The sequence below is a fragment of the Streptomyces sp. NPDC037083 genome (assembly GCF_055606485.1).
The window spans coordinates 200433-227426 of record NZ_JBVJSQ010000004.1 but is presented as its reverse complement, the minus strand read 5'-3'; the positions used below and the strand labels follow the sequence as shown (position 1 = coordinate 227426).

General features: G+C 72.7%; 29 protein-coding genes. 15 read left to right on the top strand and 14 right to left on the bottom strand.

Annotation, left to right across the window (positions count from 1 at the left end; genetic code table 11):
- Position 1: 1 nt before the first annotated feature.
- Positions 2-1339 carry an allantoinase AllB gene (allB, locus tag ACZ7DE_RS13125; protein WP_470760472.1) on the bottom strand — a complete coding sequence of 446 codons (1338 nt, stop codon included), beginning with the start codon at positions 1337-1339 and terminating at the stop codon, positions 2-4.
- A gap of 250 nt (positions 1340-1589) precedes the next feature.
- On the opposite strand from allB, the gene ACZ7DE_RS13120 reads away from it, so the two are divergent.
- A complete protein-coding gene (locus ACZ7DE_RS13120; protein ID WP_470760470.1) occupies positions 1590-2387 on the top strand; it encodes an IclR family transcriptional regulator in 798 nt (265 codons plus the stop codon).
- Positions 2388-2433: 46 nt separating this feature from the next.
- On the opposite strand, the gene ACZ7DE_RS13115 is transcribed toward ACZ7DE_RS13120, so the two are convergent.
- Entirely contained in the window at positions 2434-2748 is a 315-nt protein-coding gene (locus ACZ7DE_RS13115; RefSeq protein ID WP_470760468.1) for a DUF5955 family protein, read from the bottom strand.
- Between the two features lie 198 nt (positions 2749-2946).
- Here ACZ7DE_RS13115 and ACZ7DE_RS13110 point away from each other — a divergent pair, with 198 nt between their 5' ends.
- Both ACZ7DE_RS13110 and aceB read left to right on the top strand, forming a co-directional pair.
- The gene (locus tag ACZ7DE_RS13110; RefSeq protein WP_470760466.1) at positions 2947-3576 is read left to right on the top strand and encodes a nucleotidyltransferase family protein; all 630 of its coding nucleotides are present in this window, start codon (positions 2947-2949) and stop codon (positions 3574-3576) included.
- Positions 3577-3760: 184 nt separating this feature from the next.
- Complete coding sequence (aceB, locus tag ACZ7DE_RS13105) at positions 3761-5386, top strand: malate synthase A (RefSeq protein ID WP_470760464.1); 1626 nt, start codon at positions 3761-3763, stop codon at positions 5384-5386.
- 12 nt (positions 5387-5398) lie between these two features.
- Here the strand turns inward: aceB and ACZ7DE_RS13100 are convergent, their stop codons facing one another.
- From ACZ7DE_RS13100 to ACZ7DE_RS13090, 3 genes are read right to left on the bottom strand one after another with little or no spacing between them, the layout of a single operon-like run.
- Complete coding sequence (locus tag ACZ7DE_RS13100) at positions 5399-5683, bottom strand: Rdx family protein (RefSeq protein ID WP_470760462.1); 285 nt, start codon at positions 5681-5683, stop codon at positions 5399-5401.
- Entirely contained in the window at positions 5680-6594 is a 915-nt protein-coding gene (locus ACZ7DE_RS13095) for a HipA family kinase (RefSeq protein ID WP_470760460.1), read from the bottom strand. The genes ACZ7DE_RS13100 and ACZ7DE_RS13095 overlap by 4 nt, the downstream gene beginning before the upstream one ends.
- Before the next feature lie 20 nt (positions 6595-6614).
- Positions 6615-8144, bottom strand: coding sequence for an IucA/IucC family protein (locus ACZ7DE_RS13090; RefSeq protein ID WP_470760458.1), 1530 nt, complete (start codon positions 8142-8144; stop codon positions 6615-6617).
- Between the two features lie 102 nt (positions 8145-8246).
- On the opposite strand from ACZ7DE_RS13090, the gene ACZ7DE_RS13085 reads away from it, so the two are divergent.
- From ACZ7DE_RS13085 to ACZ7DE_RS13075, 3 genes are read left to right on the top strand one after another with little or no spacing between them, the layout of a single operon-like run.
- Positions 8247-9785: an IucA/IucC family protein gene (locus ACZ7DE_RS13085; protein ID WP_470760456.1), complete on the top strand. Its 1539-nt coding sequence runs from the start codon at positions 8247-8249 to the stop codon at positions 9783-9785.
- A 43-nt stretch (positions 9786-9828) separates the two neighbouring features.
- Entirely contained in the window at positions 9829-11091 is a 1263-nt protein-coding gene (locus tag ACZ7DE_RS13080; RefSeq protein WP_470760454.1) for a VWA domain-containing protein, read from the top strand.
- Positions 11091-11900 (top strand): hypothetical protein, encoded by an 810-nt coding sequence (locus tag ACZ7DE_RS13075; RefSeq protein WP_470760452.1) that lies wholly within the window; start codon positions 11091-11093, stop codon positions 11898-11900. Before ACZ7DE_RS13080 ends, ACZ7DE_RS13075 begins: the two co-directional genes overlap by 1 nt.
- 70 nt (positions 11901-11970) lie before the next feature.
- Here ACZ7DE_RS13075 and ACZ7DE_RS13070 read toward each other — a convergent pair whose 3' ends face one another.
- A complete protein-coding gene (locus ACZ7DE_RS13070) occupies positions 11971-12597 on the bottom strand; it encodes a winged helix-turn-helix transcriptional regulator (RefSeq protein ID WP_470760450.1) in 627 nt (208 codons plus the stop codon).
- Between the two features lie 86 nt (positions 12598-12683).
- Here ACZ7DE_RS13070 and ACZ7DE_RS13065 point away from each other — a divergent pair, with 86 nt between their 5' ends.
- The 4 genes from ACZ7DE_RS13065 (at position 12684) to ACZ7DE_RS13050 (ending at position 15713) form a co-directional block, all read left to right on the top strand.
- Positions 12684-13892, top strand: a complete 1209-nt coding sequence (locus tag ACZ7DE_RS13065) for a pyridoxal phosphate-dependent aminotransferase (RefSeq protein WP_470760448.1) — start codon at positions 12684-12686, stop codon at positions 13890-13892.
- A 30-nt stretch (positions 13893-13922) separates the two neighbouring features.
- Complete coding sequence (locus ACZ7DE_RS13060; RefSeq protein ID WP_470760446.1) at positions 13923-14525, top strand: histidine phosphatase family protein; 603 nt, start codon at positions 13923-13925, stop codon at positions 14523-14525.
- 58 nt (positions 14526-14583) lie between these two features.
- Complete coding sequence (locus ACZ7DE_RS13055) at positions 14584-15216, top strand: hypothetical protein (protein WP_470760444.1); 633 nt, start codon at positions 14584-14586, stop codon at positions 15214-15216.
- A gap of 74 nt (positions 15217-15290) precedes the next feature.
- Positions 15291-15713, top strand: a complete 423-nt coding sequence (locus ACZ7DE_RS13050; RefSeq protein ID WP_470760442.1) for an acyl-CoA thioesterase — start codon at positions 15291-15293, stop codon at positions 15711-15713.
- A gap of 54 nt (positions 15714-15767) precedes the next feature.
- Here ACZ7DE_RS13050 and ACZ7DE_RS13045 read toward each other — a convergent pair whose 3' ends face one another.
- Entirely contained in the window at positions 15768-16619 is an 852-nt protein-coding gene (locus tag ACZ7DE_RS13045; protein ID WP_470760440.1) for an NAD(P)H-binding protein, read from the bottom strand.
- A 96-nt stretch (positions 16620-16715) separates the two neighbouring features.
- Here ACZ7DE_RS13045 and ACZ7DE_RS13040 point away from each other — a divergent pair, with 96 nt between their 5' ends.
- Together ACZ7DE_RS13040 and ACZ7DE_RS13035 are read left to right on the top strand one after the other, a co-directional pair.
- The gene (locus tag ACZ7DE_RS13040; protein ID WP_470760438.1) at positions 16716-17507 is read left to right on the top strand and encodes a helix-turn-helix domain-containing protein; all 792 of its coding nucleotides are present in this window, start codon (positions 16716-16718) and stop codon (positions 17505-17507) included.
- Between the two features lie 44 nt (positions 17508-17551).
- Positions 17552-18154, top strand: coding sequence for a 3'-5' exonuclease (locus ACZ7DE_RS13035; RefSeq protein ID WP_470760436.1), 603 nt, complete (start codon positions 17552-17554; stop codon positions 18152-18154).
- Here the strand turns inward: ACZ7DE_RS13035 and ACZ7DE_RS13030 are convergent.
- The 7 genes from ACZ7DE_RS13030 to ACZ7DE_RS13000 form a co-directional block, all read right to left on the bottom strand.
- The gene (locus tag ACZ7DE_RS13030) at positions 18120-19523 is read right to left on the bottom strand and encodes a nucleobase:cation symporter-2 family protein (protein ID WP_470760434.1); all 1404 of its coding nucleotides are present in this window, start codon (positions 19521-19523) and stop codon (positions 18120-18122) included. The genes ACZ7DE_RS13035 and ACZ7DE_RS13030 overlap by 35 nt on opposite strands.
- Before the next feature lie 219 nt (positions 19524-19742).
- Positions 19743-21122, bottom strand: a complete 1380-nt coding sequence (locus ACZ7DE_RS13025) for an 8-oxoguanine deaminase (protein WP_470760432.1) — start codon at positions 21120-21122, stop codon at positions 19743-19745.
- 124 nt (positions 21123-21246) lie between these two features.
- Positions 21247-22167, bottom strand: coding sequence for a factor-independent urate hydroxylase (gene pucL / locus ACZ7DE_RS13020; protein WP_470760430.1), 921 nt, complete (start codon positions 22165-22167; stop codon positions 21247-21249).
- A gap of 4 nt (positions 22168-22171) precedes the next feature.
- Positions 22172-22579 (bottom strand): hydroxyisourate hydrolase, encoded by a 408-nt coding sequence (gene uraH / locus ACZ7DE_RS13015; protein WP_470760428.1) that lies wholly within the window; start codon positions 22577-22579, stop codon positions 22172-22174.
- Between the two features lie 8 nt (positions 22580-22587).
- On the bottom strand, positions 22588-23097 hold the full coding sequence (uraD, locus tag ACZ7DE_RS13010) for a 2-oxo-4-hydroxy-4-carboxy-5-ureidoimidazoline decarboxylase (RefSeq protein ID WP_470760426.1): 510 nt from the start codon (positions 23095-23097) through the stop codon (positions 22588-22590).
- Between the two features lie 234 nt (positions 23098-23331).
- Entirely contained in the window at positions 23332-23700 is a 369-nt protein-coding gene (locus ACZ7DE_RS13005) for a helix-turn-helix domain-containing protein (protein WP_470760424.1), read from the bottom strand.
- On the bottom strand, positions 23697-23945 hold the full coding sequence (locus ACZ7DE_RS13000; protein ID WP_470760422.1) for a hypothetical protein: 249 nt from the start codon (positions 23943-23945) through the stop codon (positions 23697-23699). Before ACZ7DE_RS13000 ends, ACZ7DE_RS13005 begins: the two co-directional genes overlap by 4 nt.
- A gap of 217 nt (positions 23946-24162) precedes the next feature.
- Between ACZ7DE_RS13000 and ACZ7DE_RS12995 the strand changes: the two genes are divergently transcribed.
- The 3 genes from ACZ7DE_RS12995 to ACZ7DE_RS12985 all read left to right on the top strand — a co-directional run bounded on the left by ACZ7DE_RS12995 (position 24163) and on the right by ACZ7DE_RS12985 (position 26772).
- Entirely contained in the window at positions 24163-25038 is an 876-nt protein-coding gene (locus ACZ7DE_RS12995) for a TIM barrel protein (RefSeq protein ID WP_470760420.1), read from the top strand.
- 28 nt (positions 25039-25066) lie between these two features.
- Entirely contained in the window at positions 25067-25957 is an 891-nt protein-coding gene (locus ACZ7DE_RS12990) for a 2-hydroxy-3-oxopropionate reductase (protein ID WP_470760419.1), read from the top strand.
- A gap of 563 nt (positions 25958-26520) precedes the next feature.
- On the top strand, positions 26521-26772 hold the full coding sequence (locus ACZ7DE_RS12985) for a hypothetical protein (RefSeq protein ID WP_470760417.1): 252 nt from the start codon (positions 26521-26523) through the stop codon (positions 26770-26772).
- The last annotated feature ends 222 nt before the right edge of the window (positions 26773-26994 follow it).

The following is a 26994-nucleotide window of genomic DNA, read 5'->3' as shown; positions in this document are numbered from 1 at the left end:
GTCATGGGGTGCGGGTGAGGAGGCGGCCCTTCGGCTCGGTGAACTCGCCGTCGGCGACGACGCGTTCGCCGCGCAGCCAGGTGGACTTCACGACGCCGCACAGGGTCCGGCCGGCGTACGCCGTGACGCGGTTGCGGTGCTGGAGGGCCGCCGGGTCGACGGTGAAGGTCTCGTCGGGGGCGAGGACGGCGAAGTCGGCGTCGCGGCCCGCCTCGATCGCGCCCTTGCGCGAGAGGCCCACCAGGGCTGCCGTGCGCGCGGACATCCACCGCACGACGTCCTCCAGGCCGTGGCCCCGCCTGCGGGCCTCGGTCCAGACCGCGGCGAGGCTCAGCTGGAGGCCCGAGATGCCGCCCCACGCCGTCGCGAAGTCGGCCGTCTTCAGGTCGGCCGTGGACGGGGAGTGGTCGGTGACCACGCAGTCGATCGTGCCGTCGGCGAGGGCCTGCCAGAGCAGGTCCTGGTTGGCGGATTCGCGGATGGGCGGGCAGCACTTGAACTCGCTGGCGCCGTCGGGGACTTCCTCGGCCGTGAGGGTCAGGTAGTGCGGGCACGTCTCGACCGTGAGGCGGACGCCGTCGGCCTTGGCGGCGGCGATCAGCGGCAGCGCGTCGCTGGAGGAGAGGTGCAGCACGTGCACGCGCGCGTTCAGGCGCCCGGCCTGCGCGATGAGCTGGGCGATCGCCGTGTCCTCCGCGTCGCGCGGGCGGCTGGCCAGGAAGTCGGCATACCTGGGGCCGCCCTGCTGCGGGGCGGCGTCGAGGTGGCGGGGATCCTCGGCGTGCACGATCAGCAGGCCGTCGAAGGCGGCGATCTCGGCGAGGGAGCGGGCGAGCCCGTCCTGGTCTAGGTGCGGGAACTCGTCCACGCCCGACGGGGAGAGGAACGCCTTGAAGCCGAAGACGCCGCTGTCGTGCAGCGGACGCAGGTCCTTGACGTTGTCGGGCAGTGCGCCGCCCCAGAAGCCGACGTCGATGTGCGCCTTGTCGGCGGCGACCTCCCGCTTGACCCGCAGGTGCTCGACCGTCGTGGTGGGCGGGAGGGAGTTGAGGGGCATGTCGACGAGGGTGGTGATGCCGCCGGCCGCCGCCGCGCGGGTGGCGGTCCAGAAGCCCTCCCAGTGGGTGCGGCCGGGGTCGTTGACGTGCACGTGGGTGTCGACCAGGCCGGGCAACAGGACGTCGTCGCCGAAGTCCTCCAGGCGGGCGCCCGCGGGGACGGGGGCGTCGTGGGGCAGCACGGCGGTGATGGTGCCGCCGGCGACCGCGACCGCGGCGGGGCGCGTCCCTTCGGGGGTGATGACGCGCGTCGAGCGCAGCACCAGTTCAGCGTCGGACACCCGGACCCCTCTCGGCCGCCGTTAACTTCCACGTAACGGAATTCAACGTTCTGTTGAAGGAGTCTTCACTCCCGCCTCCGTGTCGTCAAGGGCACGCCTCTCCACAGTGCACCCATCGCGGCCAGTCTGGATGTTTCCACAAGGCGGAATTAGCATTCCGGAAGACAGAACGTAGCTACGCACGAACGAGGAGTCAACCGGCCCCCGGGTAGGCTTCAGCTCTTCCCGCCAGTTTGGAAAGGAACGCGCCGTGCCGACGTCCAGCGCCAGCACCACCGACTCCGCCAAGTCCGCGGGCGGAGGGGTCCAGTCCCTCGAGCGCGCCTTCGATCTGCTGGAACGGATGGCCGACGCGGGCGGTGAGGTCGGACTGAGCGAGCTGTCCGTGAGCAGCGGGCTCCCGCTGCCCACCATCCACCGCCTGATGCGCACCCTGGTGGCCTGCGGATACGTCCGCCAGCAGCCCAACCGCCGCTACGCGCTGGGCCCGCGCCTGATCCGGCTCGGCGAATCCGCCTCCCGGCTGCTGGGCACCTGGGCCCGCCCCTACCTCGCCCGTCTGGTCGACGAGACCGGCGAGACGGCGAACATGGCGCTGCTCGACGGCGACGAGATCGTGTACGTGGCGCAGGTGCCGTCCAAGCACTCGATGCGGATGTTCACCGAGGTCGGGCGTCGTGTCCTGCCGCACTCCACCGGCGTCGGCAAGGCCCTTCTCGCGGGCTTCCCGGACCACGAGGTGCGTGCGCTGCTCGCCCGCACCGGCATGCCCGCCGCCACGGAGAAGACGATCACCACCCCGGACGGCTTCCTCGCCGCCCTCGCGGAGGTGCGGCACGCCGGGTACGCGGTGGACGACAACGAGCAGGAGATCGGCGTCCGCTGTCTGGCGGTGTCCGTGCCGGACTCGCCCACCGCCGCGGCCATCTCCATCTCCGGTCCGGCGGGCCGCGTCACGGATTCGGCCACGGAGCGGATCGTGCCGGTGCTGCAGCAGGTGGCGGTGGAACTCTCCCAGGCCCTGGCGAACCCGGGCCCGGTGGCATAGGCCCCGCCACACGGATCACACCGGCCCGACGGCCGCCCGCCACGGTTCAGCGCCGAGGCGTCTGCCCGAACAGCTCCACCGCGCCGCGCACCCCCGACAGGCCGCGGGCCAGTGCGCTCACCGAGCCGATCGCACCCGCGATCAGCAGCAACGAGCGCCGTAGCCGCGGGAGTTCCGGGTCACCGTGCGTCACCATCGCCGCGAGGGCGGCGAGTTCGTCCTCGGCGATGACCCGGTCGGGGAACTCGGCCGGGTGCGCGGCGAGTTCGCGGCGCAGCCGGGACACCGCCGTCCGCAGTTCCGCCACCCTCGGATCCTCGTCGCTGCCGGTCACTGCCCTCTGCCCCAAGCTCCGCAACAAGCTCTCCCCCCTCGCGTACACGCGTGCGCGCGCGAGCAGACGCGTGCGTCTTCCCGCCCCGCACCCCCTGGCGGTGGTCGGGCGCCGGAGGACGCGCGGGTCAGTAAACGCCACCCGATGCCGGGCGCGCCACAGCGCGGACCGAAATTCAGCCTTGGGAGACCGTGCGTCCGACGCCCGGTCAGGTATGCAGGACACATGACGCACAGGGAAGACCGGGGCGGGGAAGACCGGGGCGAGGGCGGCCGGGTCGTCGGACTGCTGCTCGCCGCGGGCGGCGGCCGGCGGCTCGGCGGGCGGCCCAAGGCGCTGCTCGAACACCGGGGGCGACCGCTGGTGGAGCACGCGGTGGGGGTGCTGCGCGCGGCGGACTGCGCGCGCGTGCACGTGGTGCTGGGCGCCGCCGCCGACGCCGTACAGGAGCGGGCCCGGCTCGAGGGGTGCGTGATCGTGACGAATCCCGCGTGGGAGCAGGGCATGGGCACGTCGCTGCGGGCCGGGCTCGACTCGCTCGCCGGCACCGGGGCACGGGCCGCACTGGTCTGTCTCGTCGACCAGCCCGGCATCGGGCCCGAGGCGGTCGCCCGGGTGCTCGCCGCGGGGGCGGGCGAGTCCTCGCTCGTCTGCGCCGCCTACGACGGCGTGCGCGGCCATCCCGTCCTGCTCGGAGCCGCCCACTGGGCGGGCGTCGCGGCGACTGCGACCGGCGACCGGGGGGCACGCGCCTATCTGAGGACGCACGACGCGGCCGTCACCCTCGTCGAGTGCGGGGACGTGGCCCGGCCGTTCGACATCGACGCGCCCGAGGATCTCGCCCACCTCGAGTGAGGTGCCTGGCACGGAGCGCCACTTTGCCTCGACCCGGAGAATCTCGACATCAACAAACCATTGAACTTCCACAATGAGGAAACTAGTATCCACTGACCAGAAGGATCCGGCCCCGCTCAGGGCCCTGCCCGCCGTACCCGGTTCGACTGGCACCCGGTGCCACCGCTGAAGGAAGTGACCGCTCATGTCCGCACCAGCGCCGTCCCCGCTGGCCATCGTCGACGCCGAGCCCCTGCCGCGGCAGGAGGAGGTCCTCACCGAGGCGGCGCTCGCCTTCGTGGCCGAGCTGCACCGGCGGTTCACCCCGCGCCGGGACGAACTCCTCGCCCGACGCGCCGAGCGCCGCGCCGAGATCGCCCGCACCTGCACGCTCGACTTCCTCCCGGAGACCGCCGCGATCCGCGCGGACGACTCCTGGAAGGTGGCGCCGGCCCCCGCGGCCCTGGAGGACCGCCGGGTCGAGATCACCGGTCCGACCGACCGCAAGATGACGATCAACGCCCTCAACTCGGGCGCCAGGGTCTGGCTCGCCGACTTCGAGGACGCCTCGGCGCCGACGTGGGAGAACGTCGTCCTCGGCCAGCTCAACCTGATCGACGCCTACTCCCGGAACATCGACTTCACCGACCCGGGGACCGGCAAGTCGTACGCCCTGAAGGACGACGGCGAGCTCGCCACGGTCGTCATGCGGCCGCGCGGCTGGCACCTGAACGAGCGGCACCTCGTCGACGCGGACGGCCGACAGGTCCCCGGCGCCCTCGTCGACTTCGGTCTGTACTTCTTCCACAACGCCCGGCGCCTGCTGGACCTCGGCAAGGGCCCCTACTTCTACCTCCCGAAGACCGAGTCGCACCTCGAGGCCCGCCTCTGGAACGACGTGTTCGTCTTCGCGCAGGACCACGTCGGGATCCCCCAGGGCACCGTCCGAGCCACCGTGCTCATCGAGACGATCACGGCCGCGTACGAGATGGAGGAGATCCTCTACGAACTGCGCGACCACGCCTCGGGGTTGAACGCGGGCCGCTGGGACTACCTGTTCTCCATCGTCAAGAACTTCCGTGACGGCGGGGCCCGGTTCGTCCTCCCGGACCGCAACGCGGTCACGATGACCGCCCCCTTCATGCGGGCGTACACCGAACTCCTCGTCCGCACCTGCCACAAGCGCGGCGCGTACGCGATCGGCGGCATGGCGGCCTTCATCCCGTCCCGCCGGGACGCGGAGGTCAACAAGGTCGCCTTCGAGAAGGTCCGCGCCGACAAGGACCGCGAGGCGAACGACGGTTTCGACGGCTCCTGGGTCGCCCACCCCGACCTGGTGCCGATCGCCATGGAGTCCTTCGACAAGGTCCTCGGCGACCGGCCGAACCAGAAGGACCGGCTGCGCGAGGACGTCCGCGTCGGGGCGGCCGAGCTGATCGCCGTCGACTCACTGAAGGCCCGGCCGACCTACCCTGGTCTGGTCAACGCCGTGCAGGTCGGCATCCGTTACATCGAGGCCTGGCTGCGCGGCCTGGGCGCGGTCGCCATCTTCAACCTCATGGAGGACGCGGCCACCGCGGAGATCTCCCGCTCGCAGATCTGGCAGTGGATCAACGCGGGCGTCGAGTTCGAGAACGGCGAGAAGGCCACGCCGGAGCTGGCCCGCAAGGTCGCCGCCGAGGAACTGGCCGCGATCCGCGAGGAGATCGGCGAGGAGGCCTTCGCGGCCGGCCACTGGCAGCAGGCCCACGACCTGCTGCTGACGGTCTCCCTCGACGAGGACTACGCGGACTTCCTCACCCTGCCGGCGTACGAGCAGCTCAGGGGCTGAGCGGCGGGGGCGTCACGAGGCAGGCAGGTCCGAGTGGCCCAGGGACTTCTCCGGGGCCACTCGGTCGCGTACCGCCCGCTTCACGGCCATGGGCTCCGGAAAGCCCTGTTCACGGCGGTCCCACACGACGTCGTCGCCCACGCGGACGACGAAGACGCCGCCGGTGCCGGGCTTCAGGGACAGCTCGGTCAGCTCGGCCTCGAAGGTCGTCAGCAGCTCCTGCGCCAGCCAGGCGGCACGCGGCAGCCAGCGGCACTGCGTGCAGTACTCGATCTCCACGCGCCGGATTTCGCTCATCCCAGGTGCACCGACCAATCCTGTTCCGCGGCCGGCTTGCCGTGCAGGTCGGGAACCCGCTTGAGCCAGTCCGGCCGCCCTCGCTGTGTCCTCGCCGCCCGGAGGGCCTCCTCGGCGGCGAGCTCCTCCCGGGTGGGAAAGTCGGTGGGCAGCCAGGCCGCGGAGGCCCGCACGCGCGCGTGGAGGTAGTCGACGTACGCCCTGCGGACGTCGTCCGGGCTCGCGAAGCCCTCCTCGCCCGACAGCCAGGCGTCCGGGACGACCGCCGTGATCTCCCGCAGGAGTTCGGGCGTCACCCGGCCCGCCAGCTCCGCGTCGGCCGCCCGCACGTCGGGCGCGTACCGGCCCAGGGCGTGGTGGCGGAAGTCGTAGGACTTCTCCGGCGCCGTCGCGTCCCATCGGTGGTGGAACACCAGGGCCGCGCCGTGGTCGATCAGCCACAGGTGCGGGGGCACGGTCCCGAGCGTGGGCCAGATCATCAGGTTCGAGCTGTGGACCGTGCGGTCGACGTTCACGGTGAGGGCGTCGAGCCAGACGATCCGGCCCGCCTCCAGCGGGTCCACGGGAAAGGCCCCGGCGATCTCCGGGGTGAAGTCCTTCGCGCCCGGCAGATAGTCCATGCCGAGGTTGAGGCCGGCGCTCGCGCCGTGGAGGTCGCGTACTTCCTGGTGGGGCTCGCCGTCGGCGATGGCGGGGTCGAAGTGGACGAACACCAGCTCGGGGAACCTGAGACCGAGCGCGCGGGCCAGCTCGCCGACGATCACCTCGGCGACCAGCGCCTTGCGGCCCTGCGCGGAACCGGTGAACTTCACGACGTACGTGCCGTCGTCGTCGGCCTCGACGACTCCGGGGACGGAGCCGCCCGACCTCAGGGGGGTCACGTATCGAACAGCAGTCACATCGCGCAGCACACCGGTCAGCGTAGTTCAGATCAGGAGACGGCCAGGGGGTTCGGCAGCGGCAGGTAGCGGGCGTCCGCCCCGTCCGCGCCCGTCCAGCGCAGCAGCAGGTTCGTCTTGCCGGGCAGGGTGGGCGCGGTGAGCAGGGCGGCGACCTCGGGAAGGTCGTGGCGGGCGAGTTCGCGGCGCACGGCGGGCCAGGGATCGAGCCCGGGGCGCCGCTCGGCGAGGGCCCCGGCGAGCTCCCACAGGTGGTTCACCACCAGGCAGTACACCAGCCGCTCCCAGCCGGCCGCCCGCTCCACGTCCGACAGCAGCTTGACGCCCTCTGCGTCCCGGAACAGCGCCTGCACGGGCGTGCCGTCCGCGTCGACCGCGACCAGGGTGTTCTGCAGATGCGCTTCGAGGACGACGCCGTGGCCGGCGAAGGCCTCGAGCGCCGGGGGGACGACCACCGCCAGGTACGCCTCCCACCAGGCCCGCGGGTCGGCGGCGCCGTCGAGCGGGCTGCCGTCGAAGCCCTCCACGAGGCCCGCGGCGAGCAGCGGGGTCGCGCCGGGCGTCAGGTGGCCGCCCAGGCCGTCGCGCACCAGGACGGCGAGCTCCTCGAAGGCGAAGGCGGCCGTGCGGTAGCCGCGGTCGCTCAGCCAGGCCGCCGGGCCGTCGATCGCCCGGAAGGCCCGGGCCGCCGCCGCGTCGGTGCGGCGCAGTCGCAGCAGGTCGTGGCGCCACAGCCGGCGCACGTCGTTGGTGATGCGCACGTCGAGGCTGAACTTCAGGCACAGATCCCGCTCGGGCGCGTACACGGTGCGCACGGCGGCCGTCGGCCAGGCCTCGAAGCCGGTCGTGCCGAGCCGGACCAGGCGGCCGTCGGCGAAGGCGGGAGCGAGGTGCGCGGCCGCCAGGTCGAGCTGCCAGGGGTGGGCGGGCAGCAGCCGGTAGCCGGGCGGGGCCGTGCCGAGGGCGTCCAGGGCCGAGACGTCCCCCTCCTCGACCACCTCGTCCTCGCGCAGGCCCAGCAGGACGAGCGGGAAGCGGGCGTGCGCCTCGGGCGCGTAGGGCAGCCAGTCGGCGGCCGGGCCGCCGCCGCGCGCCTTGGGTGCGGGGTGGTGCGGGTGGCCGGTGAGCAGCGACTGCTCGGAGCGCAGATAGGGCCCGGCCGGCGGGACGGCACGCGCGCGTGCGGCGAGCAGCGCGGCCACCGCGTCCCTGCTGTCGGTCATCTCGGCGGGCAGTTCGGGATTGGGCAGCCCGGTGTGCCGGTGCAGTGTCCCGGCGACCAGCGCGACAAGTCCGGCGTGGTCGAGGCGACGCCAGGCGCCGGCCTCGTACACCTCGGGTTCGACCGGCCGACGGGCCCCGCGCACGCGCAGCAGACGGCCGCCGGGCAGCCGGTGCCGGAACCGGCCGTGGTCCGAGGGCTGCCGGGGCAGCGGTTCGGCGACCTCCCGCAGCAGACAGTTGAGCAGCGGCGCGGCCGCGTAGGCGTCGGCGCGCTCGGCGACGACGTCGGCGGACGCCGCGGCCTCGGCGGGCGGGGGGATGAGGTCCACGCGATCCACTGGTTCCCTGGTTCCCTACGGTTCTTCCGGGCGGAGAAGATCAGTATCGCTGTCGTCACGGCCCTGTCGTGACGTCGTACCCGCACCCCCAGGAGCCCACCCGTGCATCGTCCCCCCACCGCCGAGGCCGAGCTGGCCGCGGAACTGGCCGTCGTACGCCCCGCCCTCGGTCCGCGGTTCGCGGCCGAGCTGCCGGGAGCGAGGGCGGCCGTGCTGACCCGGCTGTGGCGGGCGCTGGCCCACGAGCCGCTGCCCTGGATCGCCGCCCGCGAGGAGTCCGGCGAGCGGGGCCGGGGTGAGCTGTTGCTGCGGCTGCGCGACGGCCGCCGTCTGCTCGGCCCGCGCCCGGACCCGTACGCGAGCGCCGACCGGGTGCGGGAGGTGCGGCTGGACGGGGCGGCGTACGACGATCCCGCACGGCTGCTGACGGCGCTGGCCCCGCCGCACGGCGCGGACTTCGCCGCCGAACTCGGCCACAGCGTAGCGTCGTTGGCGCTGTCGCGGGCCGGGCAGGATCCCCTCGACGCCTCCTCGACGGCCCCCGAGGCGTGGCCGGTGCGGGACTGGGAGTGGGAGCAGCGGGTCGTCGACGGGCACCCGTACCACCCCAACTGCCGTTCGCGGCCGGGCTTCACGGCGGCGGAGCAGCTGGCGTACGGCCCCGAGCACCGCCCGACGGTGCGGCTGGGCCTGCTGCCGGTGCCGGCCGGCGAGTGCCTGGTGTCGGGCGAGTGGCCGCAGGACCTGCGGGACGGGACGCGGCTGGTGATCCCGGTGCATCCCTGGCAGGCGGACCACGTGCTCAAGCGTTCCTGTGCGCAGGAGGTCGCGGCGCGTCCGCTGATGTCGCTGCGCACGCTCGCCCTGCCCGGCGGCACGCACGTCAAGACAGCGCTGAGCACGCGGCTGACGTCGTCGGTGCGGGACATCTCCGTCGGTTCCGTGGCCGCCTCGGCGGCCCTGTCGGCGTTCGCGCAGACCCTGACGCCGCACACGGACGGTCTGCTGCACATGACCCGCAACCTGGGCGCGGTCACCGCCCACTCCCCCGATCTGGCGGCGGTCCTGCGCGAGTCGCCGAACGTGTACGGCGGGCCGGGCGAGCACGTCGTGCCCGTGGCGGCTCTCGCCGTGACCGGGCTGCCCGGTTCCCCGGCCTGGCTGGCCGCGTTCGCCCGGCTCGCGCTCGGCGTCGGGCTGCGGCTGCTGGAACGGGGCGTGGCGCTGGAGGCGCACGGACAGAACCTGCTGGTCGTGCTGTCGGCCTCGGGCGCCCCGTTGCGGCTGGTCTACCGCGACCTGGCCGACATCCGCGTCAGTCCGGCCAGGCTGGCCCGGCACGGCACCCCGCTGCCGGACGGCGTGCCCGCCCGGATCCGCACGGACGACGTGAGGGCCCTGCGGCGCAAGCTGTTCGGCTCGCTGGTGGCGGGCGCGCTCGCGGGGACCGCCGGCAGCGGTCCGGCCCTGCGGGCGGCCCTGGAGACGGCCGTACGGGACCTCCCGCGCAGCCCTGATCTGGTGGCCCTGTGCGAGGAGCCGCTGCCGACGAAGGCGCTGACGCTGATGCGGCTGTCGCCGGGCGCGTCCGGCGACCAGTGGGCCCTGCTGCCCAACCCGCTGCGCGTGGACGCGGTCTGACCCCGTTTTGTGGCGGGACACGTCTGATCAATAGGATCCGCCGATGATCAGAACACAACGGCTGGCGGCGGGCGTCTGCGCCCTGCTCGCCGCGCTCACGGCCGGGATCGCGTTCCCGTCCGGGGCGGTCGCCGACGAGACCACAGCCACCGCGCCCAAGGTCGACCTGGTCCTCGACGTCAGCGGTTCGATGCGGACCAAGGACATGGACGGCGGGACGCGGATGGCCGCGGCCAAGCAGGCGTTCAACGAGGTGCTGGACGCGACCCCGGAGAACGTCCTGCTGGGCATCCGCACGCTGGGCGCGAACTACCCGGGCGACGACCGCAAGACGGGCTGCAAGGACACCGCGCAGCTCTACCCGGTCGGCCCGCTGGACCGCACCGAGGCCAAGACGGCGGTGGCCACCCTGTCCCCCACCGGCTGGACGCCGATCGGTCCCGCGCTGCTGAAGGCGGCCGACGACCTCGAAGGCGGCACCGGTTCCAAGCGGATCGTGCTGATCAGCGACGGCGAGGACACCTGCGCTCCGCTCGACCCGTGCGAGGTGGCCCGTGAGATCGCGGCCAAGGGCATCGGCCTGACCATCGACACGCTGGGCCTGGTGCCCAACGTCAAGATGCGCCGGCAGCTCAGCTGCATCGCGGAGGCGACCGGCGGCACCTACACCTCGGTGGAGCACACCGACGAACTCACCGACCGCGTCAACCAGTTGGTCGACCGGGCCGCGGACCCCGTGGTCACTCCGGTCGCCACCGAGGGCGCGGCCTCCTGCGCCAAGGCGCCCACGCTGAAGTCGGGCCTGTACACCGACCGCGAGGAGTTCGGCCAGCAGCGCTGGTACCGGGTCGACGTCGAGCCGGGGCAGGAGCTGCGCGCCTCGGTGAGCGTGGCGGCGGACCGGGCCATGAACCCCGACTACGGGGTGCTGCTGCGGGCGGTCACGGTGCACGGCCGGGAGATCGTGCGCGGTGAGGCGGCCGGCAACGGCCGCACCGATGTCGTCTCCACCGGTCTTCGCTACCCCAAGGCGGAAGGCGACGACGACGAGGCGCCCGCCGAGACGGTGTGCGTCCAGGTGACCAACTCCTATTCGGCGGCCGCCGGCGTGAAGACCACGCCGGGCATGCCGCTGGAGCTGACCGTGGACGTGGTCGACGGCCCCTCGCAGGCGAGCGACGTGGCGTCCTTCGGCCTCGGCCGCGGCTGGTGGCTGCTGGGCGTCCTGGTGCTGTTCGGCTTCCTCGCCGGTGTGCTGTGGGGCTGGCTGTCACGCTGGCGGGTCGCGGTCTGGAGGACCAACTGATGCGTATCACACGTGTGTTGAGCGGCGCCCTGCTGGCGCTGGGGCTGGCGGTCGCACCGGCCGCGGCCGACACCACGCCCTCCGCGAGCCCTTCGGGCGACGGCTCGGCGCCCACCGAGGCCGGCACGTCGTTCCGTACGGCGACGGAGGTCGACCAGGGACAGACGGCCACGGCGAGCGGATCCGCGGGCGACTACCTGTACTGGTCGTTCCCGGCCGACTCGGGCCAGCGCCCCACGGTGAAGGCGACGGTGAAGCTGCCGCAGACCCACACCGCGCAGACCTGGCAGGTCGACGTGTACGACGGCCTGCGGCGCCGTCAGGCCTGCCAGTACGGCGCGCAGACGCGCACCGCCGCGGCGGGCACCGCCTCCGTCGAGCTGGCCTGTGTGCTGCGCACGGTCCGCGCCTGGTCGGAGCCGTGGGCGAACGACCCGCTGCCGGGCACGTACTACGTCCGCCTGACGGCCCTCGGTCTCACGGCGTCCGACCTGGGCCTGCCGGTCGACGCCGAACTGCGCGTGGACTCCAAGGACATCGGCGGAGCCGCCGCCGTGGACGGCTCGCTGGCGAAGCCGCTGGTGCCCGGCATCGCGGTAACGTCCGGGGCCGAGGACAAGGAGGACGACTCGTCGGCCTCGGCCGTCCTGTCGAGCATCGAGCCCGACGACGGCTGGTCGTCCGGCTGGTGGTCCGACCGCTGGGTGTGGAGCGCGATCGGCGCGGTCCTGGCCGCGCTCGCCGGAATCGGCGGATACACGCTGACGCGGGGATCGGGACGGCCCCGGCACGTGCCGCCCGGCGCCTGACAGTGATCCGACGCTCCGCCGGAAGGGCCCGTCACGACATCGTGGCGGGCTCTTCGCCGCTCCTGCCCGCTCAGTCCTCCCGCAGCGCCTTCGCGAGGGCGCCGTCGCCGCTCACCCCGATCCGCCCGGCGCGCACCGCGTCGAGGACGGTCAACCGCCCCTGGGCGACGGCCGTGCAGGTGTCGGTGTCGAGGTCGAGCCGCGCGTCGGGCTCCACGGGCGCGGGCCCGTAGCCGTACACCGGGCCGCCCTCCATGCCGACGAACAGATGGAAGTCCCCCTCGTCCAGGCGTACTTCGACGACGCCCTCGCCCGGCAGTGCGCGCGACAGGGGCAGCGCGAACCAGTGCGCACGCAGCGCGTCGGTGGGCCGCCGCTCGCCGAGTTCGCCCTCTCCCCACGCGCCGAGCGCCTGCAGCACGGGCAGCAACTCCCGGCCTCGCGAGGTGAGTTCGTACACGTAGGCCGCGCCCGGCGGGGGCAGCCGACGCCGGGTGGTCAGCCCGTCCCGTTCCATGTCCTTCAGCCGCGAGGCGAGTACGTCCGTGCTCACGCCCGGCAGGTCGGCGTGCAGGTCGGTGTAACGGCGCGGGCCGGCGAGCAGCTCCCGGACGATCAGCAGGGTCCAGCGGTCGCCGACGACGTCGAGGGCGCGGGCGGCGGAACAGTACTGGTCGTAGCTTCGGCGAGGTGACATGGCACGCAGTCTAGACATGTCGTTGGACTTTCCAAGCTGGAACTTGGTAAAACCAAGCAACACAACAACCGGAGGGGCGAGCGCGCATGGAGTTCCGGCAGTCGAACAAGCTCAGCGAGGTCTGTTACGAGATCCGCGGCCCGGTGATCGAGCACGCCGACGCACTGGAGGCGGCGGGGCACAGCGTCCTGCGCCTGAACACCGGCAACCCCGCCCTGTTCGGCTTCGAGGCGCCGGAGGAGATCCTCCAGGACATGATCCGGATGCTCCCCCGGGCGCACGGCTACACCGACTCGCGCGGCATCCTCTCGGCCCGCCGGGCGGTGGCCCAGCGCTACCAGGACCGGGGCCTGGAGGTGAGCGTGGACGACGTCTTCCTCGGCAACGGCGTGTCGGAACTGGTGTCGATGGCCGTCCAGGCGCTCGTGGAGGACGGCGACGAGATCCTCATCCCGGCGCCGGACTTCCCCCTGTGGACGGCGGTCACCACGCTCGCCGGCGGCAAGGCCGTGCACTACCTCTGCGACGAGCAGGCCGACTGGTACCCCGACCTGGACGACATGGCGTCCAAGATCACCGACCGTACCAAGGCCGTCGTCATCATCAACCCCAACAACCCCACCGGCGCGGTCTACCCCAAGGAGATCATCGAGGGCATCCTCGACCTGGCCCGCCGCCACGGTCTGATGGTCTTCGCCGACGAGATCTACGACCAGATCCTCTACGACGACGCCGTCCACCACTCCGCCGCCGCGCTCGCCCCCGACCTGGTCGTCCTGACCTTCTGCGGCCTGTCCAAGACCTACCGGGTGGCGGGGTTCCGCTCGGGCTGGCTGGTGGTGACCGGCCCCAAGCAGCACGCCAGGGACTACCTGGAGGGCCTGACCATGCTGGCCTCCATGCGCCTGTGCGCCAACGCGCCCGCCCAGTACGCCATCCAGGCGGCGCTCGGCGGCCGCCAGTCCATCCGCGAGCTGACCGTGCCGGGCGGCAGGCTCTACGACCAGCGCGAGACGGCCTGGGAGAAGCTCAACGAGATCCCGGGCGTGTCGTGCGTGAAGCCCAAGGGCGCGTTGTACGCGTTCCCGCGCATCGACCCCAAGGTGCACCCGATCCACGACGACGAGAAGTTCGTCCTGGACCTGCTGCTGAGGGAGAAGATCCAGGTCGTCCAGGGCACCGGCTTCAACTGGCCGACCCCCGACCACTTCCGCATCCTGACCCTCCCGCACGCGGACGACCTGGAGGCGGCGATCGGACGGATCGGACGGTTCCTGAGCGGGTACCGGCAGTAGCGCCGGCACGGCTGTGCCAGCCTGTGCCCCATGGGTGATCTCTTCCTCGTCCGGCACGGCGAGACCTCCTGGTCGCGTTCCGGACGGCACACCGGTTCCACGGACGTCCCGCTCACCGACCGCGGCCGCGCGCAGGCGCGGGCGCTGGCGCCGCTGATCCGCTCCCACCGGATCGGGGCCACGCTCGTCAGCCCGCTGCAGCGGGCCCGCGAGACGGCCGAGCTGATCGGGCTGGGCGACGACGTCCGGCTCGACCCGGACCTGCGCGAGTGGGACTACGGCGGCTACGAGGGCATCACGACCGTCGAGATCCAGCGCACCCGGCCGGGATGGTTCCTGTTCACCGACGGGGTCGCGCCCGGGCCGCCGGAACATCCCGGGGAGACGCCCGAGCAGGTCGGGGAGCGGGCCGACCGGGTGCTGGCCAAGGTCGACGCGGCGCACGCCGACACCGAGGGGTGTGTGGTGCTGGTGGCGCACGGCCACTTCCTGCGGGTGCTGACCGCTCGCCGGCTCGGGCTGCCCGCGTCGGCCGGGGCGCTGTTCCAGCTGGCGACGGGCACGCTGTGCCGGCTGGGCACGGAGCACGGGCGGCCGGTGATCGCCGCCTGGAATGTCAGACCCCCGTCGTAGCCTCGAACACACGAGAGGCCGCCGGGCGAGCGGCCCGGTCGCCGGGAGGGAGCACGCCGTGACACGACCGCCGACCGCCGCGCAGCGCCGTGTCATCGACGCCGCCGATCCGGTCACCGGACGGCTGAAGGGCACACCGGCGCAGCTGGCGGCACTGGTCAGACACGGTCTCGCCTTCCGGCACCCCCGGCCGCCGCACGACCACTTCCTGACCCCGGCGGGCCACCGGACACGGGAGGCCGCGCCCGAGCCGCCGGCCGCCGCCCCGCAGAAGGACACCGACAGCGGGGTGTTCGCCGCACGCGTCGGGGGCGAGGAGGACGCGGCGGCGACCGGCCCCGCCCGGGCCCGCGAGGTGCACAGCGCCTGGCAGGGGCTGCTGGAGCTGCGCCGGATGACCAACCCGGACGCCGGCGCCGACCGGCCCTGCGGCTGGGAGCGCGCTCATCTCGTGCGGGCCGCCGCGCTCGCCCTGGAAGCCGACGGCCACCGCCCCGCGGGCCCCGGGGGGACCGACGGCTACCGGGTCCGAGCCACCCCGCAGCCGGAGGCGGTCGCCGTGCACGGGCCCGACGACGCGACCCTGCGGGCCTGCTCGGCGACACTGGAGAAGGCGGGCTGGCAGGTCGGCGAGCACACCGAGCCCCGGACGCGAGCGCGCTATCTGCTGGCTTCCCCACGCCGGATGTGAGGGACATGCCAAGATCGGTGCCCAGTGCATCGATGAACAGGGCATCGCATGCTCGTCGACGAGAAGGTGAGACAGTGAGCGATCCGTTTTCCGTCCGGGTCACCGTCCGCGGATACGAGACCGACGTGCAGGGACACCTCAACCAGAGCGTGTACATCAACTACGCGGAGCACGCTCGCTGGTCGCTGCTGCAGGCGGCGGGCATCAGCCAGGCCGGGCTGATCGGCGAGGGCGTCGGCCCGGTCGCCCTGGAGACCACCATCCGCTACCGGCGCGAACTCCTCGCCGGGGACGAGGTCGACGTCTCGTGCGTCTTCGAGTGGGGCGGCGGCAAGACGTTCCGGATCCAGCAGACCATCACCAAGGCGGACGGCACGGTGGCCGCCGAACTCACCGCCGTCGGAGGGCTGCTGGACCTCAAGGAACGCCGCATGGTGGCGAACCCGCAGGAGGTGTTCAAGGAACTGGCCTCGGATCCGGGCCTGTTCGGGCTCTAGGCTCCGCTCCGGCCGGCGGAGCCTCCCCCGGCGGCCTGCCCCCGGCCTGCTTCCTCACTCCGCCCCGAACGCCCCCAGGTGATCGCGCGCCCACTCCCGGTACGTCCGCGCCGGCCGCCCGAGCAGCCGCGGCACGTCCTCGGTGACGACGGCGTTGCCGCCCCGGCGGACGTACGCGGAACTCACCGCGACGCCGTCGGCGACGGCCTCGTCCTGCCACCAGTCCAGCACGTACGCGCGGACCTCGTCCGGGGCGAGGTCGCGGGTCTGCACGGGGCGGCCGAGGAGACCGGCGAGGACGGCGGCCTGGCCGGGCACACTGATCGTCTCGGGCCCGGTCAGCGTGTACGTGCGGCCCGCCCGGCGTTCGTCGAGCAGCGCGACGGCGGCCGCCTCGGCGACGTCGCGCGGATCGACGACCCCCTGGGCTCCGTCACCGCTCATGTTCGGCACCGGTTCGCCCGCCCGCAGGGGCTGCGCCCAGCTCAGCGTGTTCGAGGCGAAGGAGGAGGGCCGCAGGACGACCCACTGGGCGCCGCTCTCACGGACCGCCCGCTCGCCCTCGACGTGCCACTCCCCGGTGGGCCCCACCTCGGGGTCGCCGGTGCCGATCGCGGACAGCTTGACCAGCCGGCCCACGCCGGCCGTGCGCGCCGCCGCCACCAGGGGCCCGTCGTGCTGCACGGACGGCCCGGGCAGGCCCACCAGGAATGCGGCCGTCACCCCGGACATCGCGGCCTCCAGGGAGGCGGGGTCGAGGTAGTCCCCACGTGCCACCTCGACGCCCGCGGGCAGCCGCGCCGCGGCGGGGTCGCGGGTGAGGGCGCGCACCTTCTCCCCGCGCGCCGCGAGGTGTCGTACGAGTTCGCCGCCGATGGTGCCCGTGGCACCGGTGATGAGGATCATGACCACCACGGTGGCGGCCGGCGCCCTCTCGGCTCTAGGAAATTCCGGCACGCTTCGGCCGCCCGTTCGCCCCGACCTCCCGCTTACGGTGGAGGGGTGACGAACGCCCTCGCCGAGCAGCACCTGCCCGTTCCCTCCGACCTGCGCGCCTGGATCGCCGGCATCGGCGAGGTCGCCGTCGAACGCTCTCCCGCGGACGCCTTCGCCCACGTGCCGGACACGGCGACCAAGGTCGTCGTCCGCGTCGGGGAGAACGGCCGCCACGACACCCTGGTCGTCGGCCCGCGCACGCGTGCCACGTATCACGCGGATCCGGACGAGCGCCTGACGTCGTGCGTGCAACTGCGGCTGGCGCCGGGGGCGGTGGGCCCGTTGCTCGGGGTGCCGGCGGTGGACCTCGTGGGCCGGGCGGTGCCGGCCGGTGACCTGCCGGCCCCGGCCGCCCGCCGGCTGGCCCGGGAGCTGACCGGTGCGCATCCGGAGCAGATCACCGCCCGCCTGGCCGAGCTGCTGCCGCCGCCGAAATACGGCTCACGCGAACGCCTGCTGCGGGCCGCCGTCGACGCCCTGTCCACCCGACCCGACCGCACCCCCGCCACGGTGCGGGACGTCGCTCGCGAACTGGCGGTCAGCGAACGCCAGTTGCGCAACCTGTTCGCCGACGGCGTCGGCGTCTCCCCCAAGCACTACGCCCGCATCGACCGCGTCCGCCACGTCCTCACGCACGGGGCCACCGCTCCGTGGGCCCAACTCGCCGTCGCCACCGGCTACTACGACCAGTCGCACATGAGCGCCGACTTCCGCACCCTGATGGGCGTCCCGCCGACGGCGTTCTTCACCGGACGGCTGCCCCGGACCACGCCCTGCCAGGCGCTTTCGCGGCGCTGAAACCGGATGCCCCCGGCCCGCCCGGGCTGCGATGATCCGTTCCCATGACCGCACGAAGCGTGAGACCCAGCCTCTACATCTCCGTCGACGTGGAGGCCGACGGTCCGATCCCGGGCCCGTACTCGATGCTGAGCCTGGGGGCGGCGGTCGCGGGCCGGCAGGACGCCGACGGCTTCACCGCCGTCGATCCCGCCCGGCAGACCTTCTACCGTGAACTGCGCCCGATCAGCGACGAGTTCGATCCGCAGGCGCTGGCCGTGAGCGGGCTCGACCGGGCCCGTCTGCTCCGCGAGGGCATCGAACCCGCCCTGGCGCTGGCACGGTTCACCCGGTGGGTGCGCGAGGTGAGCGGCGGCGCGCAGCCCGTGATGTGCGGCTATCCGGCCTCGTACGACTGGACGTTCCTGTACTGGTACCTGATCCGCTTCACCGGGGAGAGTCCGTTCGGACACTCCGGCTGCCTCGACATGAAGACGCTGTACGCCGTCAAGGCCGGGCTGCCGTTGCGGGCGGTGGCGAAGCGGACCATGCCGGCCGGGCTGCTGCCGCGGCGTCCGCACACCCACCACGCACTGGACGACGCCGTCGAGCAGGCCGAGTTGTTCGCCAACCTCATGGCGTGGCCGGGGCCCGGGTCGCCCGGGTGACGTCCTCCCCCGCTTGGGTCGCGGGACCGTCCGTGTCCCGGCCCCGGCCCACGTGGTGGAAGACCAGGTTGAGCAGGACGGCCGCCAGGCAGCCGGTGGAGATCCCCGAGTCCAGGACGATCCTCGCCGTCTCCGGGAAGGCGTGATAGAACTCCGGCGCGGTGATCGGGACGATGCCCACGGCGAGGGAGACGGCGACGATCAGGGCGTTGTCGTCCCTGTCCAGGCCCGCCCGGACGAGCGTCTGGATGCCGCTCGCGGCGACGGAGCCGAACAGGACGACCCCGGCGCCGCCGAGGACCGGCCGGGGCACCACGGCGATGAGCGAGGCGGCCATCGGGCACAGCCCCATCAGAACGAGGAAGCCTCCGCCGGCGGCGACGACGTAGCGGCTGCGGATCCGCGTCATCGCGACGAGGCCGATGTTCTGGGCGAAGGCGCTGCACATGAAGCCGTTGAAGACGGGGCTGAGGGCCGAGCCCAGGGTGTCGGCGCGCAGCCCCGCCGCGATGGTCCGCTCGTCCGCGGGGCGTTCGACGATCTCGCCCAACGCCAGCATGTCCGCGGTGGATTCGGTCATCGAGACCACCATCACCACGCACATCGACAGGATCGCCGCGAGCCGGAACTGCGGTGCGCCGAAGTGGAAGGGGGTGGGGAAGCCGATCACGTCGGCGTCCGTCACCGGGCCGAAGTCCGTCGCGCCGAGGGGGATCGCGAGGAGGGTGCCGACGACCAGACCGAGCAGCACGGCGATCTGTTTGACGAAGCCGCCGGTGAAGCGGCGCAGCAGCAGCACGATCAGCAGCGTCGCCGCCGCCAGGCCCAGGTTCGTCGTCGAGCCGTAGTCCCGGGCCCGCGGGTCGGGCCCCTGGGCCCAGCCGAACGCGACGGGGAGGAGGGAGACGCCGATGAGGGTGATGACCGTCCCCGTGACGACGGGCGGGAAGAAGCGCACCGCCTTGCAGAAGACGGGTGCGGCCAGAAACCCCAGCAGTCCGGCGACGATCACCGCGCCGAAGACGACCGGCAGGGCGTCCTCCTTGTCGTCGGTGGAGGCCACGATCGCCGTCATCGGGGCGACGCCGGCGAAGGTGACGCCGTTGACGAAGGGGAGACGGGCCCCGATCTTCCACACGCCCAGCGTCTGGAGGAAGGTGGCGAGTCCGGCGGTGAACAGACAGGCACCGGTGAGGAAGGTGAGCTCGGCGGCGGTCAGGCCCACGGCCGCGCCGACGATCAGGGGCGGGGCGACGACTCCCGCGTACATGGCGGCCACGTGCTGCAGGCCGCTCGTCGCCGTTCTCAGCACGGGAAGTTTCTCGTCCACGGGGTGGACGACCGGACGGTCGACTGACTGCGGGGACACGGCGGCTCTCCTCCGGTCGGTTGCACGTCGGCTGCGACGTGGGTGTCAGGGAGGTGGTGCGGCGGTCGTGGAGGGCCACGCCCGGGCCGGGGCCGGGGCGGGCACGGGAAGGGGAGCGGCGGACAGGACGGCGGCGACCGGTTCCGGGGCGCGCCTTCGCGCGCCCCGGTCACGGCATCCGGGCGAGGGCCGTCCCCCTCGCCCGGAGTTCTCGGTCGCTCAGCCCTGCGCGGCGATCCGTGCGAGTCGCTGCGCCTGCGCGCGGGTGGAGCGGGCGATGGCGTCCTCGTCGGCGTGCAACAGCCGTCCGTCCTCGACGATCTGACGGCCGTTCACGAAGGAGGCGGTGACCGGGGCCGCCGCGCCGAAGACGAGGGCGGTCACCGGGTCGGCGATCGAGGCGTGGGCGAGCGTGTCCAGCCGCCACAGCACCAGGTCGGCGAGCTTGCCCGGCTCCAGGGAGCCGATCTCCCGTGCGCGGCCCAGCACCTGGGCTCCGCCGAAGGTGCCCAGGCGCAGCGCCTGACGGGCGTTGAGGGCGGCTTCCCGGTGTGCGCCGAGGCGGTTGATGAGCAGCGCGTTGCGCAGCTCCGTGTGCAGTTCGCCGGACTCGTTGGAGGCCGTGCCGTCGACGCCGAGGCCGACGGGTACGCCGGCCGCCAGCATGTCGGGGACGCGGGCGATGCCGGCCGCCAGGCGGGCGTTGGACGACGGACAGTGGGCGACGCCCGTCCTGGTGCGGGCGAACGCGTCGATGTCGGAGTCGTTCATGTGGACGCAGTGCGCCATCCACACGTCCTCGCCGAGCCAGCCGGTGGACTCGAAGTAGTCGGTGGGGCCCATGCCGAACAGCTCGTGGCAGAACTTCTCCTCCTCGACCGTCTCCGAGCCGTGGGTGTGCAGCCGCACGCCGAGACGACGGGCCAACTCCGCTCCCTGGCGCATCAGTTCGGTGGACACCGAGAACGGCGAGCACGGGGCGACGGCGACCTGGGTCATGGCGTCGAAGGACGGGTCGTGATGCCGCGCGACGGTCTCCTCGGTGGCGGCGAGGGCGCCTTCGAGGGTCTCCACCGCGAAGTCCGGGGGCAGTCCGCCGTCCTTCTCGCTGCGGTCCATGGACCCGCGGGCGAGGGTGAAGCGCACGCCCATGTCACGGGCGGCGCCGATGATCGCGCCGGACAGGTCGCCGGAGTCCTTCGGGAAGACGTAGTGGTGGTCCATGGCGGTGGTGACGCCGCCGCGGGCCATCATCGCCAGGGACCCCTGGGCGGCCGCGTGGACCATCTGCTCGTCGATGCGCGCCCAGGTGGGGTAGAGGGCGACGAGCCAGTCGAAGAGGTTGTGGTCGGTCGCCAGGCCCCGGGTGATCCACTGGTAGAAGTGGTGGTGGGTGTTGACCAGGCCGGGGGTGACCAGGTGTCCGGTGGCGTCGATGCGTCGCTCGACGTTCTCCAGGCCTTCGGGCGCGCTGCCCGCGCCGACCGACTCGATGCGGTTGCCGGCGAGGACGACGTGGCCGTGCGCGTACTCGGTGTCCTGGGCGTCGACGGTCGCGACCGAACAGTTCTCGATGACGGTGCGCCGGTCTGCTGCCATGGTTTCGTGTCCTTTTCCCTCGGTGGACTCAAGTGGACAGGGCACGGCAGGACCCTGGAGGTTTTGAGTGCCGCGGCCGGGGACGCGGGGTGCCCCGGGCCGCGGGTGCCGAAAGAGGTGTGCGTCAGAGGTTGGTGAGATCCACCGGTATCCGCGCCTCGCAGCCGTCGCGCAGGACGGTGGCCTCGATCAGGCCGTAGGGGCGGTCGGCGGCCAGGTACACCTCGTTGTCGTTCTTCAGCCCGAACGGCTTCAGGTCGACCAGGAAGTGGTGCTTGTTGGGGAGCGAGAACCGGACCTCGTCGATCTCGCCGCGGTGGTCGATGATCCGCGCGCCCATGGCGTAGAGGGTCTGCTGCAGGGACAGGGAGTACGTCTCCGCGAAGGCCAGCAGCATGTGCTTCTTGACCTGGGCGTACGACTCCTCCCAGTCCGGGGCCTCCTGGGCGTCGTCGGACCAGTTGAAGCGCCAGCGGCTGGACACCTCGGTCGCCAGGATGCGGTCGTGCGCCTCGGGCAGGGTCGTGTACTTGTCCTTGACGTAGCCCCAGAACTCGGAGTTTGTCGAGTTCATGACGGTCAGGTCCTTGAGCCCGGAGACGACCTCCCAGGAGGCGCCGTCGTAGGTGATCTGGGTCAGACGGGTCTCCTGGCCCCGGCGGACGAAGGAGTGCGCGTCCTCGCCGGGGGTCTCGATCCGTTCCCAGGCGTACTCCTCGACGCGGATCCGCGCGGTCCTGATCGGTTCCTGCGAGGTCACGAAGTGGCGGGCGAGGTGGATGCCGAACTGCTCGGCGGACTCGACGCCGTGTTCCTTGGCGAACGCGTACACCGTGTTCTTGGTGGTGTCGGTCGGCAGGACGTTGGCGTTCGAGCCGGAGTAGTGGACCTCGTCCATGTCGCCGCTCAGCGACACCGAGACGTTGAGGTCCTTGATGTGGTGCGTGGCTCCGTCCCGCGTGATCTTCACGACCCGATTCTCGGCCTTGCCGTACTGGTTCTGTCCCAGGAGCACGGGGCGGGCCGGGTGGGAATTGACAGTCATCTAGCTAGCTCCCTCGGTAAACGGAGTAGCCGAACGGGTTGAGCAGCAGCGGTACGTGGTAGTGCTCGCCGGGCGTGACGGCGAAGGTGATCGCCACCTCCGGGAAGAACACGTGGGGGGCACCGCTGTCCCGATTCGCGGGGGCGTCCTGCTGCGCATCGGCTTGCTTCTTCTCGGAACGCTCGAAATACGCCTCCACGGCGAAGTCGAGCCGTACGTGTGCGGTCCCTTCCGGCAGCGCCGGCAGGTCCTTGCACCGGCCGTCCGCGTCGGTCGCGGAGCCGCCGAGCTCCTGCCAGTCCGCCTCACGGCCGGCGCGTGCCGCGAGCCGGACGGCGACGCCCGCGGCGGGGCGGCCGACCGAGGTGTCCAGGATGTGGGTGGACACCGAGGCGGTGGTGCTGGTGCTCATGGTGTGTCTCAGTCCTCTTCGACGAGTCGGGCGAGGCGGATACGGTTGATCTTGCCCAGTTCGGTGCGGACGATCTCGCGCTCCTGCTCCGGCGCGTTGCCGATCCGTTCCCTGACCGCGTCGCGCATCTGCTCGCCGGTGCGGCCGGTGGCGCAGATCAGGAAGACATGACCGAACTTCTCCTGGTAGGCCAGGTTCAGTTCGAGCATCTGCGCCTTGAGCTCCTCGGAGGCGCCTGCCATGCCCCGCTGCTCGCGTGCCGAGGTCGGGTCGCCGGGTTTCGGGCGGCCGATCGGCGGGTGCCCGGCCATCGCCTCCGCCAGGTCGGCGGCGGTCAGGTCGGCCATGGCCGCGTCGCTGACGGCGTACAGGTCGTCGGCGGTGGCGTAGGGGCGGGCCGCGAGCAGTCGGTTCGCCCACGCCGTGGAGGCGCATGCCTCGTGGAGCGCGGCGAGGGCCGCGGACTCCTCGAGGCCGTTGAACCGGGCCAGGCCCGGGGGTGGGGAAGTCGAAGTCACGGGAGCCTCCGTGGCCGCGGAGAACGGCCTTCGTGCTTGAGCGGGCTGCCGCCAGCTAACGCCTCTCCGCAACATCGCGTCAACACTTTGTTGAAAATTCCGGGTAACAAAAGCCCCGCCCGCCTCCATCGTGCGCCTCGGGCCGATCGGGCACCCTCTCCGGCAGACGCCCTTCCTCCCCGCCGGACGCACTCCCCCGCCGGGCACGCTCCTCCGCCGGGCGCCCTTCTCCCGTCAGGCGCCCTTCTCCCGGTTGAGGTAGTTGTAGACCGTGAAGCGGCTCACTCCGAGCGCACTCGCCACGGTCTCCACACCGTGCCGCACGGAGAAGGCGCCGCGCGCCTCGAGTATCCGCACGACCTCCTGCTTGGCCTTGCGGTCCAGGTCGGCCAGGGGTCTGCCCTTCTTGCGCTCCATGGCGGCCAGGATGTGGTCGAGAGAGTCGGCGAGCTGGGGCAGACGCACGGCGACGGTCTCGACGCCCCCCCAGGTGAGGACGACGTCGTCGGGACCGGCCTCGTCCGGGGGGAGCACCTCCCCGCCCATCGCGTCGACCAGCGGTTTCACGGCCGCGATGAAGGCCGCGTCGCCGGCGGCGCTCACCGGTCCTCCCCGACGACGTTGACCTGGAGCGAGATCCGGGTGGCGCCCGCCCCGAGGGACTTGCGCAACAGGGCGTCCACGGCGGCGAGCACCGCGTCGGCGGTGCCCTCGGCGGTGTTCCCGAACGGCCCGACGTCCACCGCGTCCAGGTCGGCCGCCTCGATCACCTCGCGGGCGACCAGCGCGTGCGCGGGCGCCTCGTCCAGGTCGAAGGGCTCGGTGGTGAACTCCACTTTCAGTCGCATCGCGCCCCACACCTCTCAGAACCGGACCGGGCCGTCGGCGCCCCGGACCCCGACCCTAACGGACCGCGCGGACGAGGGAAGCGATCTGCCCGTGGACCGGCGGGCGCGACACCGGAGCCCTTGACAAGCCGCGACCGACGGCGGCAATCTTCCAGCAGACAGAAAATAACTTCCGCAATACGGAATTACTTCGATACGGAAGGGAGCGCGGAACCCCATGGGCTTCGACAACCAGCGCTTCAACGTCAACCTGTCGATCCTCTTCACGGAACTCCCGCTCCTGGAGCGCCCCGCGGCCGCCGCGGCGGCCGGTTTCGGCGCGGTCGAGCTGTGGTGGCCCTGGATCGACTCCCCCACCCCCGAACCGTCCGAGCTCGCCGCCCTGAAGCGCGCGATCGAGGACGCGGGCGTACAGCTCACGGGCCTCAACTTCTACGCAGGCCGCCTCCCGGGCCCCGACCGCGGCGCCCTGTCGGTGCCCGGCGAGGAGTCGCGGCGGTTCCGCGCCAACATCGACGTGGCCGCCGACTTCGCGCGGTCCTTGGGCTGCGGGGCGCTCAACGCCCTCTACGGCAACCGCGTCGAGGGCGTGGACCCGGCCGAACAGGACGCACTCGCGCTGGAGAACCTGGTGCTCGCGGCCCGGGCCGCGCACCGCGTCGGCGCGATCCTGCTGATCGAGGCGCTGAACAGGCCCGAGTCGCCGTCGTACCCGCTGGTGAGCGCGCCCGCCGCGCTCGGCATCGCCGACAAGGTCAACGCGGCGACCGGGCTCGGCAACGCCCGGTTCCTCATGGACCTCTACCACCTGTCCATGAACGGCGAGGACCTGCCGTCGGTGATCGAGCGCCACGCGTCGAAGACCGGCCACGTGCAGATCGCCGACAACCCGGGCCGCGGCGCCCCGGGCACCGGCTCGCTTCCGCTGGAGGACCTCCTCGACCGACTGGCGAAGGCCGGTTACGACGGCTGGGTGGGCCTGGAGTACAAGCCCGGCGACAGGCCCAGCGCCGAGGCCTTCGAGTGGCTGCCCCGCGAAGCCCGCGCCGCCGGCACCGGCCGGGCCCCCCGTGGGCCCCGCGCCGCCCGCTGAACACCCCCGCACCGAGAGGCATCCCGTCATGAGCAGTCTCCCCAAGGTCGCCTGGATAGGCCTCGGCATCATGGGCTCCCCCATGGCCGAGAACCTGATCAAGGCGGGCTACGACGTCACCGGCTTCACGCTGGAGCAGGCCAAGCTGGACCGCCTCGCCGCCGCGGGCGGCACCGCGGCCGCCTCGATCGCGGACGCGGTGCGGGACGCCGACGTCGTGATCACCATGGTGCCCGCCTCCCCGCAGGTCGAGGCGATCGCGTACGGCCCCGACGGCATCCTCGAGAACGCGAGGGCGGGCACGCTGCTGATCGACATGTCCTCGATCACCCCGCAGACCTCGGTCGGTCTGGCGAAGGCGGCGAAGGACAAGGGCATCCGGGTCCTCGACGCCCCCGTGTCCGGCGGCGAGGCCGGCGCGATCGAGGCCGTGCTGTCCATCATGGTCGGCGGCGAGCAGGCGGACTTCGACGAGGCCGTGCCCGTCTTCGAGGCGCTCGGCAGGACCGTCGTGCTGTGCGGTCCGCACGGTGCGGGGCAGACCGTGAAGGCGGCCAACCAGCTGATCGTCGCCGTCAACATCCAGGCGTGCGCCGAGGCCGTGGTCTTCCTGGAGAAGTCGGGCGTGGACCTGAGGGCGGCGCTGGACGTGCTGAACGGCGGGCTCGCCGGCTCCACCGTGCTCACGCGCAAGAAGGACAACTTCCTCGCCCGCGACTTCAGGCCCGGTTTCCGGATCGACCTGCACCACAAGGACATGGGGATCGTCACGGACGCCGCCCGCGACGTCGGCGCGGCACTGCCCGTGGGCGCGGTGGTCGCCCAGCTGGTCGCGAGCCTGCGTGCGCAGGGCGACGGCGGGCTCGACCACTCGGCGCTGCTGCGGGCCGTCGAGCGCCTCTCGGGCGCCCCGGTCTGATCCGGCGGCCGCGACACAGAGACTTCCGGGCGGCGCCGCCGCCGACAACTGTCCTGTCGCGCCCAGGCGACGGCGCCGCCCGGAAACCGATTCCCCGCACGGCTGCCCGGCCGGATTCCCTCGGTGTCCGGCGGAGCAGGCCGGTCCACGCCCCGGGCGGGGACCGGCCGTACGAGCGGCCCGCACCCGAGGAACGGCCCGGATGAGGGGTGGCCGGTCCCGGGAGTGCGGGCACGGTGAGGACCGCGGCGGCGTGTGAGCCAGTGCGGTGGTGAAGGACCCGAGCCGCCCTTCTCGACCTGGGGGAAGGCGCGCCCGGTTCCGTCGTACCCGCCGCGGTCCCAGCCCCACGAGCCCCGTCCGGCGGCGCGAACGTTCTGTCGCGCCCAGCCTCGCGCCGTCGGACGGCCATACGCTTTCCCCCGCTCCCCGTCGGCACCGTCGACGCGGGAGCGTCATGCGTGCGCGCCGACACGGGCAGCCGCACAGCCGCCCCACCACCAACCGCCCCGCCCCCAGCCGCCCGGGGTGCGGATGCGGGCCGCCCGCAGCAGGCTGAGGTCATGGGCAATCCGACGCAGCTTCCGCACATCGTGGTCCATCCCCCGGCGCTGGACGGCTCCCGGCGGGTCACCTCGGGTGATGTCGTGCTCGGGGTCGCCTCGCATCTCGACGACGTCGTCGAGATCCTGCGTCTGGCCGACCTGGACCGGATCGAGGTGGAGGAGAGCGACCTCATCGACTGGCAGGGCGGCGGCCCCGACGACTGGCCCGGACTGTCCGAGGAACACGGGCGGCCCGAGGGCGAGCCCTGAGGAGCCGCCCCGGCCGGCGCGGGCCCGCCGGCCCCGGATCGGGGCGCCAACCTCAAATCAACCTCTGAACGTTGCTCCGCAGGCTTCAACCGCCCCGCGGGAAGGGCACATTGTCCTCACGCGGGGCCCGCCGACACGGGGGCGGCGGGCCCCGCTCACGGAGTGACGGCACAAGCCGTGGCGCGTCCGCCCGGCTGGATCCGTACGGAGTCGCTCAGTCGC